Below are 17,336 nucleotides of genomic sequence, written 5' to 3' on the forward strand. Positions count from 1 at the left end.
TTGCGTGAAGGCAAGCAACGAAGCCTTTACTAGGCAGATTAATAGGACAATGTAAATAGCTGGAACTTAGGGTTTGCGTTAAAGAAGTCGCAAGTGGTATTTTTCTTTGAAAAATACAATGTAGATCAGCGTAAGGATTGCTCCTGCAATTGCAAACACCAAGCCAATAATAAGCCTTTTAGGGCTGCTTTTGTTAATCGGAACCTTCGCAGGTTCTAAAATCTTGAATACCGGCTTTTCCTCCTTAACCTTAATTTTGGATTGTTCAAGCTTGACGACAAGGTCAGAATAGATTGATTGAGCAAGCACATATTCCGCCTGCAGACGCTGTTCTTCGATACGGGCTACGTTGAGGAATGCGTTTCTGTTTCTGTCCCGATAACTCTGCAAGGCGTACTCTGCTCTGTCTTGTCTTGCTTTAGCTTCCTTTACTCTGTCATCAAGGAATAAAGCCTGGTCACTCGTTTTTGATGTTCGGTAATCTTCGACATATTGAATAAGATACTCCTTTGCACTTTCAACGATCATTGCAGCTACAACAGGGTCAGGCATTTCACATTCAATAGTGATAATCCCGTTTTTATCATCCACATTAATGCTTACCAATCCGATTGCAGCCGAAATTTTGGCTTGTTCGTCGCTGGTAAGGGAAATAATATTGGATTTTGGCAATGGTGTTTGTGCCTTGGGCGGTCCCGGCTTTGATTTGAATAGCCCTTTGATGCTGGCTAACCAGTTCTGCGTTGTGTCACGAGCGAAATATTGACGCAGGTCAGCATACTTTTTCCCTGATTCGTCTATAACCGGTTGTTTTAATAGGTACTGACCAAATGGCGTACTTTTCAAAATGTTCGGATAAAGTTCAGGAACCAGTTTTTCAGCACCGCCTCGTTCAGCAGTTACGGCCATACTGAAAAAGGAATTCTTCCCCGACATACCGTATTCCGGAAGAAGTATAGTTTGTGCCGTAAAGAGTTTTGGCAACAAAAAACTGTAAAGTATACCGATTACTGCAAAACATATGGGTACAATTACCAACACTAAAAAATACCTTCTAATAAAATCCAGCAGATCCGCTACACTTACTTCAAGCGTTTCCCTCTTCGTCAAAGTCTTGTTCTCCACCATCATTATAAAATACGTATCAATGCAACCGCGAGGGTGGTGAATAATGAAATAAGGGCTAAGCGTTCTCCGCGGGACATTGGTTGCTCGTTCCTTGGCTCTTTCATTGGGATTGTAATCACAGAACCTGGTTCGACGCGGGGATAAGATCTGAAAAACAGGAATTTGTTTGTCCTGTGCGTCCGGCCGTTAGGATACGAAACGTACGTTCTGTTTTTACGCGCTCTCTCCGTGTAGCCGCCTGCCTGTGAGATGTATTCTTTGAAGTTGAAGTTCCGGTCAAAGTTCACGACAGAAGGATTATAAACTCCTCCCTGAATCCGGACCATTTCAGACTTCTTAGGAATGTAAAGCGTGTCTCCGTCCATCAGCAGAAGATTGGCTGGGATATTTGGCTTCTCAACAATAGCCTTCAAATCGAGGGCAACGAGCTCCCGGTTCCGGTAAAAGCGTGCTCCTTCAATGTAAGCCTCCTTTTTCATTCCGCCTACTTTTGGGAATAAGTCTGAAATACGTTCAAAGTTGTTCAGGATCGTGTAAGTACCAGGATAAGTTACTTCTCCGGCAACTGTCACGATTTTTTGGCTCTCGTACCTTGGTGATTTACGCACCAGCACGATATCATAGGGGAGGAGTTTGAATTTTTGATCTTCCTCATTCAGTACGAGGTTGTCCGCTACATTCAATGTGAAAATCCGGACATTCTGCGACTCGGGTAATCCGATCGTATCATTCTTAACCCGCCGTGAAACTTCAATGCGGTAAGGGACCCCGCCTTCGGTAAAGCCACCAGCCTGAAAGATAAGGTCAGCTATCGTAATGTCTTTGTAATAATAGTAGGCACCAGGGTTGATAATTGATCCGTCTATTGACAGGTAAGTGAATTCTTTTAGGTCTTCCACCGACTTGATCGTCAATATATCGCCCGGCAAAAGCTGAATGTCAGGAATTTCATTATTCAGCAGTTTGCGAAGATCAATGGCGACAAGACCTGTCTGCGTATCTCCACTTGCGCGTTCCAGCAATGCGCGGTTTAAAAATGCTCTCTGACCTATTCCCTGCGCAATGTTGATCAGTTCCTTCACTGTTTTGGTACGTTCGTCAAGCGGATAAAAGCCTGGGCGGGTTACCGCGCCACGGACTTCAACCTGATTGGCAATTACGTCGAGGATCTTTTTGATAGTAAAGATGTCGCCGTTCTTAGGAATGAAAGAACTGATTTGCGTCGAATCAATCGTACCGATAATGAAGTTATTGCCTGTATTACGTTGATACTGAATTAGCTGAGTAAATGCTTCCGGGGAAAAGCCGCCTGCATATCTAAGCAGATCATTCAGCGTTTCACCTGGCTTTGCTTCAAAAACACCTGTTTTCTTTAATTGCCCTGCAAGCTCCACCCGTGTATCGTAAGGACGGATAAGTATGATGTCCTGATCCCTTAATGCGATATTATCCCGAAGATCTCCGTCCATTAAAAACCGGTAAAGGTCTATTTTGCGGAGTACCTTATTGTCCCTGATAATTTCGATATTCCTGTAAGATCCGTTTCGGTTAGGTCCGCCGGAAACGTATAATGCATTGAATGCAGTAGCAAGAGAAGAAACAGTGTAGCTGCCAGGTCTGACAGCTTCTCCGATAATCATCACTTTAATGCTGCGTACGTTGCCTAACGTGATGCTCGAGTAAGTGCCGGAACCAGGCCTGTTTAGTGTAGAATATGCCTGCCTAAGCCGGTTAACAATCCTTTCATTTGCCTGTTCAATGGTAAGCCCGCTTACCTGCACTGGTGCGAGGTTCAGCATTTTTACAGTTCCTTCCGGGCTGACCTTCATCCTGAAATTGTCAACGGCATTTCCGTAAATGTCAACGATCAGCTCGTCGTCAGGTCCAAGAATATAGTTTTTCGGGGTAGCGATGCGTAGATTAGGTTCGAAAGTTGCAGCTGAGCGCCCAAAGAATGCGGATCCGAAAGTTCTGTTCAATCTTCTTTGTCTTGCTTTTCCTGCGGCCGTCGAGTCCCTCTCATTGTTCGTCTCGTCATCGAGCTCGTCCTGATCGTCCTGCTCGCGTGTCTCATCAATCTCATCGCGGTTAGGGTCATTTCTGGTGTTGTCTTTCGAATTCTGCTGCAGCCTGCGGCGAATGGTCGAAATATCATCGAGTGAATAACCTCTCTGAAGCGCAGCTCTTTCAATGTCCATGTCGGACATCCCGGCACCTTTTGCCTGATTGTAAAAGTCGACAGCCTGCTGGTTGCCTACTTGTGCGGGATCAACCGTGGGTTGCGTAGTTGGTGTCTGCGGAGCGGTGTTTTGTGCAAAAACTTGAAGATTGATTAAAATCAGAAATACAGGCAGAATACGCCTTAAGTATTTCGCTAGAACGGATTGATAATGCATGCAGTGTTGTTATTTCGGCCGGTACTGGTGCGCTCCATTGTACCGGCGTGATTTGGAAAATCCTAAGTTGTGGTAAAACTACAAAATCTTAACTAATAATGATTTAAGAGTCACTACAGTTAACCGGATAGGACTATTCAACTTTTATTGATAATTCTTTCAATTGGCTATCGGCAATAACTGACGGTGAATCGATCATTACATCGCGGCCTGAATTGTTTTTCGGGAATGCGATAAAGTCCCTGATCGAGTCGGCACCGCCAAATATGGAGCAAAGTCTGTCGAATCCGAATGCGATACCTGCGTGTGGTGGTGCTCCGAACTCGAATGCATTCATCAGGAAGCCAAATTGTTCCTGAGCTTCCTCCGGCGAAAACCCGAGTATACCGAACATTTTCTGTTGCAGTTCTTTCTCGAATATCCTCACAGATCCTCCGCCAACCTCAACGCCATTAATAACCATATCGTATGCATTTGCTCTCACAAGCCCCAGATTTTTATCCAGAAGATCAATATCCTCGGGCTTCGGACTCGTGAAAGGATGGTGCATTGCAAACCAGCGATTTTCAGTTTCACCGAATTCCAGCAACGGGAAATCCAGTACCCAAAGCACCCGGTATTCATCCGGATTTCTCAGTCCAAGGCGGCTTCCCATTTCAAGGCGCAATTCATTCAGCTGCTTCCTTGCTTTGTCTCCTTGTCCGGATACTATCAACAGTAAGTCGCCCGGTTTTGCATTGAATGCAACTATCCATTTTTTAAGGTCTTCTTCGGTGTAAAATTTGTCAACGGAAGACTTGATTGATCCATCGGTATTATATCGCACATAAATCAAACCTTTCGCACCAATTTGCGGGCGCTTGATCCAGTCTGTAAGTTCGTCCATCTGCTTGCGCGTGTACTCAGCACAGCCCGGCGCACAAATCCCTACAACTAATCCTGCATCATCAAAAACGCCGAATCCTTTTCCCGAAGTAAGGTCCTGATTCTCGCCTTTAAGCTCCGTGAATTGCATGTCAAAACGAATGTCCGGCTTGTCGGAACCATATAAACGCATTGCGTCTGCATAGGTCATTCTTGGGACTTCCGGCAGCTCGATGCCTTTTACATTCAAAAACAGGTTCCGGATCATACCCTCGAAGGTGTTCAGTACATCTTCCTGGGTTACAAACGACATTTCGCAGTCGATCTGCGTAAATTCAGGCTGACGGTCTGCACGCAAATCTTCGTCACGGAAACATTTAACGATCTGATAGTAACGGTCAAAACCGGCTACCATCAGGAGTTGTTTAAAAGTCTGAGGGGATTGGGGTAATGCATAGAACTCACCCGGGTTCATTCTGCTCGGTACTACGAAATCGCGCGCGCCTTCGGGTGTAGACTTGATCAGAACCGGGGTTTCAACTTCAATAAAATTCAGATTATCAAGATATGTTCTGGTATACCGGGCAACCTGATGACGCAGTTGCAGGTTTTTACGGACATTATTTCTTCTCAGGTCGAGATACCGGTATTTCATCCTGATATCGTCGCCACCATCCGTTTCATCTTCAATCAGGAAGGGTGGTAACTTAGCGGGATTGAGGATACTTAGTTCCGAAACGCGGATCTCAATGTCGCCTGTCGCTATCTTGTCATTTTTAGACAAACGCTCAATCACGGCTCCTTTTGCCGAAATCACAAACTCGCGACCAAGCGAGCGGGCGATTTCCAGCACATTGGCCGGTGTCTTTCCTTCTTCAAAAAGCAGCTGGGTAATGCCGTACCGATCGCGAAGATCAAGCCAAATCATTCCCCCCTTGTCGCGAACCCGCTGAACCCACCCGCACAATACAACCTCTTGATTAACATGTTCTAAGCTTAATTCCCCACAGGTATGTGAACGTAACATATAACTATTTTGATACTGATATAAAGAAAGTCCCTGATAATAAATGCCGCAAAACTACGTATTTTTAGCAAATCTAACATGCAACGTTTTTCATGAATGTATTCACCCGGCCGGGTAACCAGCTCTCAATTGTATTTGCATCACTAGCTCTCGGGCTGGCTTTTTCCTGTAATCCTGAGCCAGAGCCTCCATTAGGCACTTCCGATCAGTTTGAAACAAAAGCTGAAAAATTTCCGATCGAACCGGGTATAATTGACGAGGGTTCCGGACTGGCGCCCAGTCTGAACATGCCAGGGTACTTGTGGACAAACCAGGATTCCGGCGCGCCCAATTCACTTTATCTGATCAGCAAAGACGGGAAATCGATTAAAGAATATAATGTACCAGGCACCACTAACCGTGATTGGGAAGACATCGCTTCCGGTCCTGGCCCCAATGCAGGAGTTAATTACCTGTATATCGGTGATATTGGCAATAATAATACACCTGCTGCGCCGGTCAGCGTCATTTACCGTATCCCGGAAATTGCAGATCTGAATGGTGCATTCAATCAGTCTTCGGTTGAAAAGATTTCTTTTAGTTACCCCGGTGGTCCACGCAATTCGGAATCGATGATTGTAGACCCGGTGACCAGGGATATTTTCATTATCTCGAAAGACATGGAAAATACCGGTATTTACAGACTGCCTTATCCGCAATCTACCAGTGATGTGATCATTGCTGAAAATGTGGGTACTATTCCTGGCATTTCTACCGCCACAGGCGCGAGCATTTCCAAAGACGGAAGTGAAATTCTGGTTCGCACTTACCTGGCGGTTCATTACTGGAAGCGAATGGAAGGCGAGGGTGTAGGACAGGTTCTTAAACAGGCGGCTGCGAAACAATTAAGAATTGAGCTGGAACCGCAGGGAGAAGGCGTTTGCTTTGAAGCAACGCGTGCAGGATTTTATACGATTTCTGAAAAATCAACTGCAACTTCCGTATCCCTTAACTTTTATAAAAGACTATAATCAGGGCCAATATGTTCAGAGCGCTACTAACCGCGGTTTTTCTTTTCGTTTTTGTTGCTGCTCACGCGCAGCCTTCGTCAAATGAAACATGGATCAGGGAGAATTACACCAAAACGGAATATGACATTCCGGTTCGTGACGGGATAAAGCTGCATACCATCGTTTATACACCGAAGGATGCATCTCCGGATAAGAAATATCCCTTTTTGATGCAGCGGACCTGTTACAGCGTAGCTCCGTATGGTGCCGACAAGTTTCCTGCAAAACTGGGTCCAAGTCCGGCTTTAATGCGTGACAAGTTTATTTTCGTGTATCAGGATGTGCGGGGAAGATATATGAGTCAGGGAGAATGGACCAATATGACGCCCCATATCGAGCAAAAAAAGAAGAAATCGGACGTAGATGAATCCTCGGACACTTACGATACCATCGACTGGTTGCTCAAAAACATTCCGAACAACAATGGAAGGGTAGGGCAATGGGGTATTTCCTATCCCGGGTTTTACACTACCGCCAGCGCGTTGTCCGGGCACCCTGCTTTGAAAGCATCGTCGCCGCAAGCTCCGATTGCGGATTTTTTCTTTGACGATTTCCATCACAATGGCGTGTTTACGCAGGGTTATTACCTCACGTTCCCTGTGTTTGGCATAAAGCCGCCAAAGCCTACTACCGCTTCCTGGTTTGCAAGTGAAATGATCAGCCCTGAGCCCGACGGTTATATTTTCAACCTGAAAATGGGGTCGCTGAAAAATTTTGATAAGTATTATTCCAAAAACTGGTACTGGCAGGAAACAATGGATCATCCCAACTATGATGAATTCTGGCAGAAAAGGGACATACTCCCGCATTTGAAGGGGTTGAAACACGCATTTATGACCGTAGGCGGCTGGTTTGATGCGGAGGATCTGTATGGACCGCTGAATACCTACAAAACCATTGAGAAGAACAATCCTTCGGCTTACAATACCTTGGTGGTGGGTCCATTCGGGCATGGGCGGTGGAGTGCAGAAGCTGGCCACACGATGCATAATGATATCTACTTCGGGGATAGTATCGCCACTTTTTACCAAAATAACATTGAGGCCAAATTCTTTAAACACTTTCTGAAAGAAGCAGGTGATGGCAAAACAGGTTTACCGGAAGCATATCTTTTTGATACAGGAAAGAAAGAATGGAAAACCTACGATAAATGGCCGGTTGCCAATGCTGAAAAACGGAAGCTGTATTTTCAGGCAAAAGGTAAACTCAGCTTTAATGCACCTGACGAAAGTAAGTCAGAGACAGCCTATGTAAGCGATCCTTTGAAGCCGGTCCCATATACTTCAAATTATAAGCAAATGTCAGGCTTTACGCCGTTTGAGTATATGTCCGAAGACCAGCGTTTCGCAGCAGCCCGGCCTGATGTGCTTGTTTTTGAAACCGATGTGCTGGATCAGGACATTACTTTGGGAGGAGAGATTACTGCATTGTTAAAAATCAGTTCCAGCGGCACCGATGCTGATTTCTTCGTGAAGCTGATTGACGTTTATCCGGGGAATGAGCAAAATCATGAATACCTGAAAGATAATAAAACGGTATTGGCAGGCTACCAGCAAATGGTAAGGAGCGAAATCATGCGGGCAAGATTCCGGAACAGCTTTCAAAAGCCTGAGCCGCTGGTTGCCGGTCAGGTTACCGACATTAAGTTCCGATTACAGGATGTACTTCATACTTTCAAAAAAGGGCACAAGATCATGGTGCAGGTTCAAAGTACTGCATTCCCCCTTTTCGACAGGAATCCCCAGAAGTATGTCGAGAATATTTACAAAGCTGCTGATACTGATTTTACAACTGCCACGCAGACTGTCTACCACCAGGCAGACGCGGCGAGCGCACTGGAAGTTGATATAATCAAATAACACTCCACATTCATGAAATTTAAATTAATGGCAATGAGTCTTACTGCTGCAAGCCTGAGCCTGTCCGCGCAGGAAATTACATATCCGCAGACCAAAAAAATAGAACATACCGACGAGTACCACGGGACCAAAGTTGCAGACCCTTATCGCTGGCTGGAAGACGACCGCTCTGATGAAACTGCGGCTTGGGTGAAGGCGCAGAATGAGGTTACTTTCGGGTATTTGAACAAGATCCCATTTAAGGCGAAGATTTTCGCAGATCTTGAAAAAGCATACAATTATCCAAAGTATTCGGCCCCTTCAAAGAAAGGAGAGTACTTCTATTTCTACAAAAATGATGGTCTGCAAAATCAGGCTGTTTTGTATCGTCAGAAAGGCTTGAATGGAACGCCAGAAGTGGTAATTGATCCGAACAAGCTTTCAACAGACGGTACTACCAGGCTTGCTGCATTCAGCTTGTCGAAAGATGGCGGGCATGCAGTGGTAGGTTTATCAAAAGGAGGCTCCGACTGGCAGGAATATGGCGTAATGGACATGAAAACGCTTTCCATGTTGTCTGACAAGGTGGAATGGGTGAAGGTGTCCGGTGCAGCCTGGCAGGGGAATGGGTTTTATTATAGCAGATATCCAAAACCGGATGGAAGTGCATTGGCTTCCAAGAATGAAAATCACCAGGTATATTTTCATACTGTGGGCACGCCACAAAGTGCAGACAGGCTGGTTTACAAAGACAGTAAAAACCCGCAGCGTTTCCATACAGTAGGTACCACCGAAGATGAGCAATATGCGATTCTCAGTATCAGCGATCGGGGTAAGGGAAAAGATGGGAATGGGGTTTGGGTCTTGAAAAAAGGAGAGACCAAATTCACACCAATCAAGGAAGAAATTACAGATTTCAGCTATGGCGTAATCGATAATATAGGTGCTGACTTTTTAATTGAAACCAATGAAGATGCGCCTAATAGCAAGGTAATGTTATTTGAAACAAAGACTGGAAAGTGGAAAGCCATTTTGCCGGAAAAACCCGAACCTTTGCAGGGCGCAGGAACAGCGGGAGGAAAGCTTTTCGCAACTTACTCCAAAGATGTGACTACAAGAGCTTACGTATATGATCTTTCCGGTAAGCTGGAAAATGAGGTGGCACTGCCTTCTCTTGGATCTGCAAGCGGATTCGGCGGCGAGCGGGGCGATAGCTTTGTTTTTTACACATTTACCTCATTCAATTACCCGCCGACCATTTTCAGATACGATATTGCCTCTAAAAAGAGCGAGGTATTCCGCGAGCCGGAAGTTGCATTCAAACCAGCGGAGTATGAAACAAAACAGGTATTTTATCCCAGCAAAGACGGCACGAAGATCCCCGCATTTATTACCTACAAAAAAGGATTGAAGCTGGATGGTAGTAACCCGACCATTCTTTACGGGTACGGTGGCTTCAATGTAAGTTTACCCCCTTCATTCAGTCCCACTCGCATTCCTTTCCTGAACCAGGGCGGCGTTTATGTACAAGCCAATTTGCGTGGCGGAAGTGAGTATGGTGAAAAGTGGCACGAACAAGGAATGAAGCTCAAAAAGCAGAATGTTTTTGACGATTTCATTGCTGCGGCGGAGTACCTGATCAAAGAAAAATATACCTCACCGGAAAAACTGGCCATTCAGGGTGGTTCTAACGGAGGCTTGCTTGTAGGGGCGGTAATGAACCAGCGGCCTGAGCTGTTCAAAGTAGCATTTCCGGCAGTGGGAGTAATGGATATGCTGCGGTTTCACAAGTTTACGATTGGCTGGAACTGGATCGCGGATTATGGCAGCAGCGATAATGCAGACGAGTTCAAAGCACTTTATGCATACTCACCTTTACACAATATCAAAGAAGGCGGAAAATATCCTGCAACAATGATCACTACCGCCGACCACGATGACAGGGTAGTGCCCGCGCATTCATTCAAGTACGCCGCCGAGTTGCAGGCAAAAGCTGGCGCTTCATCAGCAAATCCGTTGTTGATCCGCATTGACACCAACTCCGGCCACGGCGCCAGCAACACCAAAAAAGCGCTGGAAACACAAGCGGATATCTATGCATTTATGTTCGCGAACATGGGGCTGGTCTGGAAGTAGAGGAGTAGAAATGTAACTGGTTGTTATTTAGTGTCATGATATTCCCATTGAGGGACTACTCTTACTCTATCATGCCATTATGAAAAAACTTTTATCGTTCATTCTGCTATTATCTTCTTTTAGTACCTACTCACAAACATTAGAACAGGACAGGCTTGCACTCGTTGCATTTTTCAATGCAGCTGATGGTGAACGGTGGTTCTTTCAGCAGCGACCGTCTGATTATCCTGTGTGGCAAGTTCCAGGTAATCCGGGAGACAGCCCCTGCGGTTGGTATGGCGTGGAATGTGAGAACAACCGGGTTGTAAGTTTGACTTTAGCAGCTGAGGATCTTTCGGGCACGATTCCAAAAGAAATAGGAAATCTTACCGCATTGAAGTCACTTATTATACCAGGAGGTGGCGTTTTGGAAGGTCAACGTCCATCTCTGTACGGAACGTTGCCGGCAGAGTTTGCAAATCTGGTCAATTTAGAAACACTTGATCTGCGGAAAAACTTTTTTGACCAGGTTAACTCGGATATTATTTTCGACCTCCCTAACTTAAAATCACTATCATTTTCCGCTACCTGGCCAATTCCTGATGAGATAGGCGACCTGTCAAACCTGGAAACTTTGGTAATAGATAATGAATATGTCAACAGCTATAAAGCTAATTTGGGAGACTTTCCGATTGGAATATGCAGACTTCCCAAACTTACTTCATTAAGTGTGTCCGGTACGCACTTTCAAAGCGCTATTCCCAATGAAATTGGACAAATTACCAGTCTGACTTCGGTGTTTTTGAATGGGGCTGCTGATATTGGTACAATACCTCCTGGTATCGGCAATCTGTCAAATCTTACATCCCTTCAGATTATTGATCTTCCCGGAGGAAGCGTGATTCCAGATGAGATTGGGAATCTGATCAATTTGAGAACCTTAAACCTAACCTTATTGCTCAACTCCGGAGCTATTCCGTCGAGTATCGGGAACTTAGTAAATCTCGAACAATTGACTTTATCAGGCAATGGACACACAGGTACAATACCTTCATCCTTCAATCAGTTGACAAAAGTTTCTTCGTTGAGTTTGATTAACAATCATCTTACTGGCCCAATACCAGATCTTTCGGCAGTGGGCTTTCGTAAAATAGTTGTAAGCGTTAATGATTTTACCTTTGACGGTATAGAAAGCAACGAAACCAGATTCGCTTATTATTCAAATCAAAAGAAGATACCCGTAACGAAGAGGAATGGAATATTGTCTGTAAATGCAGGAGGAACACTGTCCAAGAATACTTACAAATGGTACAACTTTGGCAGCCTGGTAGAAACCAAAGTCGGAGACAGTACATTCACGCCTGCGGAAACGGGAAATTACCACGTCGAGGTTACAAATTCTGTTGCGACAGGATTAACGCTGATCAGCGAAAACGTAGAAAGCTCCCTCCCGGTCACGCTCATTTATTTTAAGGGAAAGCAGGAAAAAGCCAGCAATGTAATATCCTGGAAAACTGCTTCCGAAACTGGAAACAAAGGATTCGAAATTGAAAAAAGCTCGGATAGCCGCACATTTGAAAGTGTGGGCTTCATAGACGGGGGAGGAGATAGCAGGGAAGACAGAAGTTATCATTATACCGACCTCAATCCATTCCGTATTACTTACTACCGCCTGAAACAACTGGACTATGACGGCAGGAGCGATTATTCTAAAATAATAATGGTTAAAAACGAGCCGGAATTAAGCGTCTATCCCAACCCGGCACGCGACTATATTACAGTTTCAGGGCTGTCAAAACATGAAGAACTTTCTATCTTTAACATGCGTGGTGAACTTGTTTTAAAGCAACAAACAGGGATTTCAAAGCCTGTAAATATCAGCGGCCTGCCTGTTGGTGTTTACACCTTGAAAATAGGTGACAGAACAAAAAATATGGCGATTTCGAAATAACTACTAAGGATATTGTCCCTCAAAATGGTCTGCTTCATCAAAGGGGCAGGCCATTTTTATTAACTTCTTAATCTCCCATTAAATCTCAATTTATTTCTACATGCAGGATACAACAGGACGGTGTGCATAGCTAAGTTTTCTAATCTTGTGCACCTTTCCAGAGTAAGAACCGTCCGGTCAAAACCTTTCTGGAAAGTGCTATTCACCTCAAATCGACAAAATAATTAACATAAAATATATGAGCAGTTCTAAAGTGAGCCAGTATCGGTATGTAAGCTATTTGTGGGATGATGAAAAAGCAGCTTCGCTCGGCGATGACCAGGTGGCGCTTCTTCTGTACCGTTCCAACCTGTTGGGAGCAGACCTCCGGCTAACCAATTATGCTGGTGGTAACACAAGCTGTAAAACCATTGAAAAAGATCCTCTTACAGGCAATCCGGTAGAGGTAATGTGGATCAAAGGCTCAGGTGGCGATATAGGTACATTGACAAGAAGCGGGCTGGCTGGTCTGTATGTCGACAGGTTGCATAGTCTTAAAAATATATACAGAGGTCTTGAATTCGAAGACGAGATGGTGGAGCTTTTTAACCATTGTATCTATGATCTTAAATCAAAAGCGCCTTCCATCGATACGCCGCTGCACGGCCTTCTTCCATTCAAACACATTGACCATCTTCACCCCGATGCATTGATCGCGATCGCTGCTTCAAAAGAGGGCGAGGCGATTACAAAAGAGCTTTTCAATGGCGAACTGGCGTGGGTACCCTGGCAGCGTCCGGGCTTCGATCTTGGATTGAAGCTGGAGCAGGCACTGGCTGAAAATCCGGGTATACGCGGCATCGTTCTGGGCGGACATGGTTTGTTTACCTGGGGAGATACTGCTTACGAATCTTACATCAATACATTAGATACGATCGAAAGAGCTTCTGAATACCTGAATGAGAACTATGGCAAAAGCCGCCCGGTTTTCGGAGGACAGAAACTCCAGAGCGAACCACAGGAGCGCCGTACGGAGATTGCAGGTAAACTAGCCCCTTATCTTCGCGGACTGGCTTCTGAAAAGCAGGCGATGATCGGCCACTTTACCGACGATGAGCGTGTGCTGGAATATATCGCCAGCAATGATCTTGATAAACTGGCGCCACTTGGTACCAGCTGTCCCGACCACTTCCTTCGGACGAAAATCCGCCCGTTGGTACTGGATCTTCCATTGGAAAAGCTGGCGGCCGCAGATCAGGAGATACTTGATCACATCCGTCCGCAATTTGAAGCTTACCGTGCCGATTACCAGGCTTATTACGATCGCTGCAAGCACGATAACAGTCCGGCAGTACGTGACCCGAACCCGGTGATTATTTTACTGCCAGGTGTAGGAATGTTTTCTTTTGCCAAAGACAAACAAACTGCCCGCGTTGCCGCTGAGTTTTATATCAATGCAATAAATGTAATGAAAGGCGCTGAGGCGATTTCTTCTTACGTTTCACTTCCTGAGCAAGAGGCTTTTGACATTGAATACTGGTTGCTGGAAGAGGCGAAACTGCAGCGTATGCCAAAAGAGAAATCGGTGTCGCGCAAAGTGGCGTTTGTTACCGGGGGATCAGGCGGTATTGGAAAAGCGATTGCACAAAAACTGTTGCAGGAAGGAGCCTGCGTTGTGATTTCAGATATCGATGAAAACGCATTGGCAGAAACCAAAGCAGAGTTTGACGCGAAATTCGGTAAAGACTTCTCTGATACTACCATCGCCAACGTGCTTGATGAAGAGCAGATCAAAGCTGCATTGCACGCGACCAAGTTGAAATACGGCGGGGTCGATATCGTGGTAAACTGCGCAGGACTTTCTATTTCAAAACCACTTGCCGAGACTACTATCAAAGATTACGATATCCTGCAGGATGTTTTGGTGAAAGGCCAGTTTCTGGTTTCGCAGGAATCAGTTGCAATTATGCGTCAGCAAGGGTTGGGAGGAGATATTGTCAACATTGCAAGTAAGAACGGGATTGTTTCCGGTCCAAATAATGTGGCTTATGGAACCGCCAAAGCGGCTCAGCAACATATGTCGCGCCTGCTGGCAGCTGAGCTGGGCCCGGACAAGATCCGAGTGAATGTAGTTAACCCTGATGCGGTAATTGCAGGAAGCAAGATCTGGGAAAGCGGCTGGGCAGCTGGTCGTGCGAAGGCTTACGGTATCAAAGTGGAAGAACTTCCGGCATATTATGCCAAGAGAACTGTTTTGAATGCAGAGATCCACACCGAGGACATTGCTAATGGTGTGTACATTTTCGTGAGCGGATTGCTTAGCAAAAGCACCGGAAATGTGATCAATGTGGACGGTGGGGTACCTGCTGCATTCCTGAGATAAAATTGAGTGAAATGCGCCGGGGCCGAGAAGCCCCGGTTTTTTTGTTCCATATAAAAGCGCTTATCCATGAGAATTGAACAATATCAGATCGACGAGCACAACGACAGCTTGCTTGCAAAGCACGATAATCAGCTGGCGTACACAAAAAACATACTCGCTGAGGAAGGGATTAATGCAGGCGAAGTAGTAAAGGCATTATCCGATTTTCAGGTAGCTATACCAAGCTGGGCTTTGGGCACCGGGGGAACGCGTTTCGGCCGCTTTTCAGGTGTTGGAGAGCCGCGTTCTTTGGAGGAGAAAATAGAGGATGTGGGCTTGCTGCATACATTAAACCGTTCAAGTGGATCCATTTCGCTGCACATTCCCTGGGATATACCTGAAAGAGCACAATCCATAATGGACCTGGCTTCTTCCGTTAACCTCAAATTTGACGCTGTCAATTCCAATACATTTCAGGATCAGAAAAACCAGGAGCTTTCCTATAAGTTCGGTTCGCTCTCGCATGTAGACCCGAAAGTGCGGAAACAAGCTGTTGAACACAACATTGAAGTAATTAGGTATGGCAAAGAATTAGGTTCAAAAGCGCTGTCGATCTGGCTTTCTGACGGGTCTACCTTTCCTGGACAATCCAACTTTGTGCAATCTTTCCAGAATACACTTGAATCTTTGCAGGAAATATACACTGCATTGCCCGACGACTGGAAGGTATATGTGGAATACAAAGCTTACGAGCCTAATTTTTATTCAACCGTAATCCAGGACTGGGGCAGCTCGCTTCTTTTCTGCCAGAAACTGGGCCCAAAAGCCGATGTACTGGTCGATCTGGGGCACCATCTGCCGAATGCAAATATCGAACAGATCGTTGCTACGCTGATGATGGAGGGTCGCCTGGCAGGTTTCCATTTCAACGATTCCAAGTACGGCGATGACGATCTGACTGTGGGCAGCATTCGCCCATATCAATTGTTCCTGATTTTCGTAGAACTCGTGGCAGGAATGCAGCGCGCTAACCGTGCTGCGGATACGTATGCCTGGATGATCGACGCGAGCCACAATGTGAAAGATCCACTTGAAGACCTGCTGCAATCGGTAGAAGCGATCCTGATCGCGCAAGCACAGGCGTTGCTGGTTGACCGCAGCAAGCTGGAACAGGCAAGAATGGAAAACGACGTTGTACTCGCCCAGCAGATCCTGCAAAACGCATTCAGAACGGACGTAAGGCCACTGGTCCGCGAATCAATGCGTCAGAACGGCGGCGCCCTCGATCCGATCGGTTTGTTCAGGAATTTGAATGTAAGAAATGAATTAATGAACGAAAGAGGTAAACTGACCGTAGCGACGGGGTTGTAAGTTTTCAGCTGAGTTTTTTGTCACCCTGAGCGGACCGGGCCGCCGGGCGGTCGAAGTGCATGCCCTTCGAATAGCTTTTGTGCCTGCCCTTCGACTGCGCTCAGGGTGACAAGTCTTCTGCTTTGTCACCCTGAGCGCAGTCGAAGGGACCTCAAAGCGACTTTCTCTTAATCAACGTAAACGGATTTTTAATCACCGCTCTTTTATTCTCATTAATCAGCTCGGCGGCAGTTCTTCCCATTTGCTCATGATCAGTTGAAATGGTGGTGATACCGTCCAGGAGAATTTCTTTCAATGGGGTTTCATTGTAAGAGATGATCCCGATGTCTTTTCCGACTGTCAACTGCTGCTCGCGCGATTTCTTGATCAGGTTAACCAGGTCATTTTCTTCTATTACCACATACGCAGTATCTTTCACAGCCTTGTTATCCTCATGAAAATCGTACATGATCTCATGCTGGAATTCATGCTGGATACAAAAAATCCGGAATCCTTTGATGATTTCTTTCGGATAGCGGATCAGGGTTGGGAAGATCAGTACCAGCTTTTTATAGACTTTGAGCAAGTCTACCGCTTCATTCAGCGCCAGTACAATATCTTTCTCAAAGTTCTGGTATACAGACGAATGCTTTTTGCTGTTTAGTTCCAAATCCCTGTCAAGTAATATCAGCTTCTCCGGCGGGATCATTTTAAGTGTTTCAATGGCATCTTCTGCTTTTTCGTAGAAATGCGGCATGATCACGTAATAGTCGTACTCTCCCAAGCTGTTCTTGATCAGGTTCCGGAAAATGTTTGCATTGGAATGGTGGATATGCAGATCCACATTTACGTTCTTTCCCAGATTTTCAACAAATGCATTATAGACCTGCTTTTTGTAGTTGCTAATCTTGTTGAATACCAGTAAAATCCGGACTGATGTTTCAATGTCAACGCGATTGATGAAATATCCTTTTCCGCGAACCGAGATCAGTACCCCGTCTTTGATCAGGTGTTTGTAAGCTTTTTCAACAGTATCCCGCGAGAGCAGGTATTCCTCGCTGAGCTGGTTAATGGAAGGGATTTTGTCGCCTCTTTTCAGCTTTCCTTTGCTGATTGCCTGCAAGAGCGACTTGATGATCTGGATGTACTTGGGGGCACTTTCTTTGAATTCAATGTCAAATTGTATTTCCATTAAAAAGTGGGTTTAGAATAGGCTAAAAGTAACGATTTTATCCTGCATCCAATAGAAAAAACCCGCCAAAATCTATGATTCTGAC

At 45.5% G+C, this 17,336-nt stretch carries 10 protein-coding genes; 6 read left to right on the forward strand and 4 right to left on the reverse strand.

Going from position 1 to position 17,336, the window contains the following annotated elements; genetic code table 11:
* Positions 1-78: 78 nt before the first annotated feature.
* The 3 genes from ASG33_RS04180 to aspS form a co-directional block, all read right to left on the reverse strand.
* Positions 79-1,131: a Wzz/FepE/Etk N-terminal domain-containing protein gene (locus tag ASG33_RS04180; protein ID WP_056280712.1), complete on the reverse strand. Its 1,053-nt coding sequence runs from the start codon at positions 1,129-1,131 to the stop codon at positions 79-81.
* Positions 1,131-3,524 carry an SLBB domain-containing protein gene (locus ASG33_RS04185; protein WP_056280715.1) on the reverse strand — a complete coding sequence of 798 codons (2,394 nt, stop codon included), beginning with the start codon at positions 3,522-3,524 and terminating at the stop codon, positions 1,131-1,133. Before ASG33_RS04185 ends, ASG33_RS04180 begins: the two co-directional genes overlap by 1 nt.
* A 133-nt stretch (positions 3,525-3,657) precedes the next feature.
* Positions 3,658-5,415 (reverse strand): aspartate--tRNA ligase, encoded by a 1,758-nt coding sequence (gene aspS / locus ASG33_RS04190; protein WP_056280717.1) that lies wholly within the window; start codon positions 5,413-5,415, stop codon positions 3,658-3,660.
* A gap of 92 nt (positions 5,416-5,507) precedes the next feature.
* On the opposite strand from aspS, the gene ASG33_RS04195 reads away from it, so the two are divergent.
* The 6 genes from ASG33_RS04195 to ASG33_RS04220 all read left to right on the forward strand — a co-directional run bounded on the left by ASG33_RS04195 (position 5,508) and on the right by ASG33_RS04220 (position 16,080).
* On the forward strand, positions 5,508-6,425 hold the full coding sequence (locus tag ASG33_RS04195; protein WP_056280720.1) for a hypothetical protein: 918 nt from the start codon (positions 5,508-5,510) through the stop codon (positions 6,423-6,425).
* An 11-nt stretch (positions 6,426-6,436) separates the two neighbouring features.
* A complete protein-coding gene (locus ASG33_RS04200) occupies positions 6,437-8,323 on the forward strand; it encodes a CocE/NonD family hydrolase (protein WP_056280722.1) in 1,887 nt (628 codons plus the stop codon).
* Between the two features lie 12 nt (positions 8,324-8,335).
* Positions 8,336-10,438 carry a prolyl oligopeptidase family protein gene (locus ASG33_RS04205; protein ID WP_056280724.1) on the forward strand — a complete coding sequence of 701 codons (2,103 nt, stop codon included), beginning with the start codon at positions 8,336-8,338 and terminating at the stop codon, positions 10,436-10,438.
* Between the two features lie 79 nt (positions 10,439-10,517).
* On the forward strand, positions 10,518-12,368 hold the full coding sequence (locus ASG33_RS04210; RefSeq protein WP_056280726.1) for a T9SS type A sorting domain-containing protein: 1,851 nt from the start codon (positions 10,518-10,520) through the stop codon (positions 12,366-12,368).
* Positions 12,369-12,606: 238 nt separating this feature from the next.
* Positions 12,607-14,730, forward strand: coding sequence for a bifunctional rhamnulose-1-phosphate aldolase/short-chain dehydrogenase (locus ASG33_RS04215; protein ID WP_056280728.1), 2,124 nt, complete (start codon positions 12,607-12,609; stop codon positions 14,728-14,730).
* Between the two features lie 66 nt (positions 14,731-14,796).
* Positions 14,797-16,080, forward strand: coding sequence for a TIM barrel protein (locus ASG33_RS04220; RefSeq protein ID WP_056280730.1), 1,284 nt, complete (start codon positions 14,797-14,799; stop codon positions 16,078-16,080).
* Between the two features lie 151 nt (positions 16,081-16,231).
* Here the strand turns inward: ASG33_RS04220 and ASG33_RS04225 are convergent, their stop codons facing one another.
* Complete coding sequence (locus ASG33_RS04225; RefSeq protein ID WP_056280732.1) at positions 16,232-17,251, reverse strand: GntR family transcriptional regulator; 1,020 nt, start codon at positions 17,249-17,251, stop codon at positions 16,232-16,234.
* Positions 17,252-17,336: the final 85 nt, after the last annotated feature.

Origin of the sequence: Dyadobacter sp. Leaf189, assembly GCF_001424405.1 — a bacterium.
In the GTDB taxonomy this organism is placed as follows: domain Bacteria; phylum Bacteroidota; class Bacteroidia; order Cytophagales; family Spirosomataceae; genus Dyadobacter.

Coding starts and splice junctions, on each gene's coding strand:
- ASG33_RS04180 (WP_056280712.1), bottom strand. CDS start 1,131: ATGATGGTGGAGAACAAGACTTTGACGAAGAGGGAAACGCTTGAAGTA.
- ASG33_RS04185 (WP_056280715.1), bottom strand. CDS start 3,524: ATGCATTATCAATCCGTTCTAGCGAAATACTTAAGGCGTATTCTGCCT.
- aspS (WP_056280717.1), bottom strand. CDS start 5,415: ATGTTACGTTCACATACCTGTGGGGAATTAAGCTTAGAACATGTTAAT.
- ASG33_RS04195 (WP_056280720.1), top strand. CDS start 5,508: ATGAATGTATTCACCCGGCCGGGTAACCAGCTCTCAATTGTATTTGCA.
- ASG33_RS04200 (WP_056280722.1), top strand. CDS start 6,437: ATGTTCAGAGCGCTACTAACCGCGGTTTTTCTTTTCGTTTTTGTTGCT.
- ASG33_RS04205 (WP_056280724.1), top strand. CDS start 8,336: ATGAAATTTAAATTAATGGCAATGAGTCTTACTGCTGCAAGCCTGAGC.
- ASG33_RS04210 (WP_056280726.1), top strand. CDS start 10,518: ATGAAAAAACTTTTATCGTTCATTCTGCTATTATCTTCTTTTAGTACC.
- ASG33_RS04215 (WP_056280728.1), top strand. CDS start 12,607: ATGAGCAGTTCTAAAGTGAGCCAGTATCGGTATGTAAGCTATTTGTGG.
- ASG33_RS04220 (WP_056280730.1), top strand. CDS start 14,797: ATGAGAATTGAACAATATCAGATCGACGAGCACAACGACAGCTTGCTT.
- ASG33_RS04225 (WP_056280732.1), bottom strand. CDS start 17,251: ATGGAAATACAATTTGACATTGAATTCAAAGAAAGTGCCCCCAAGTAC.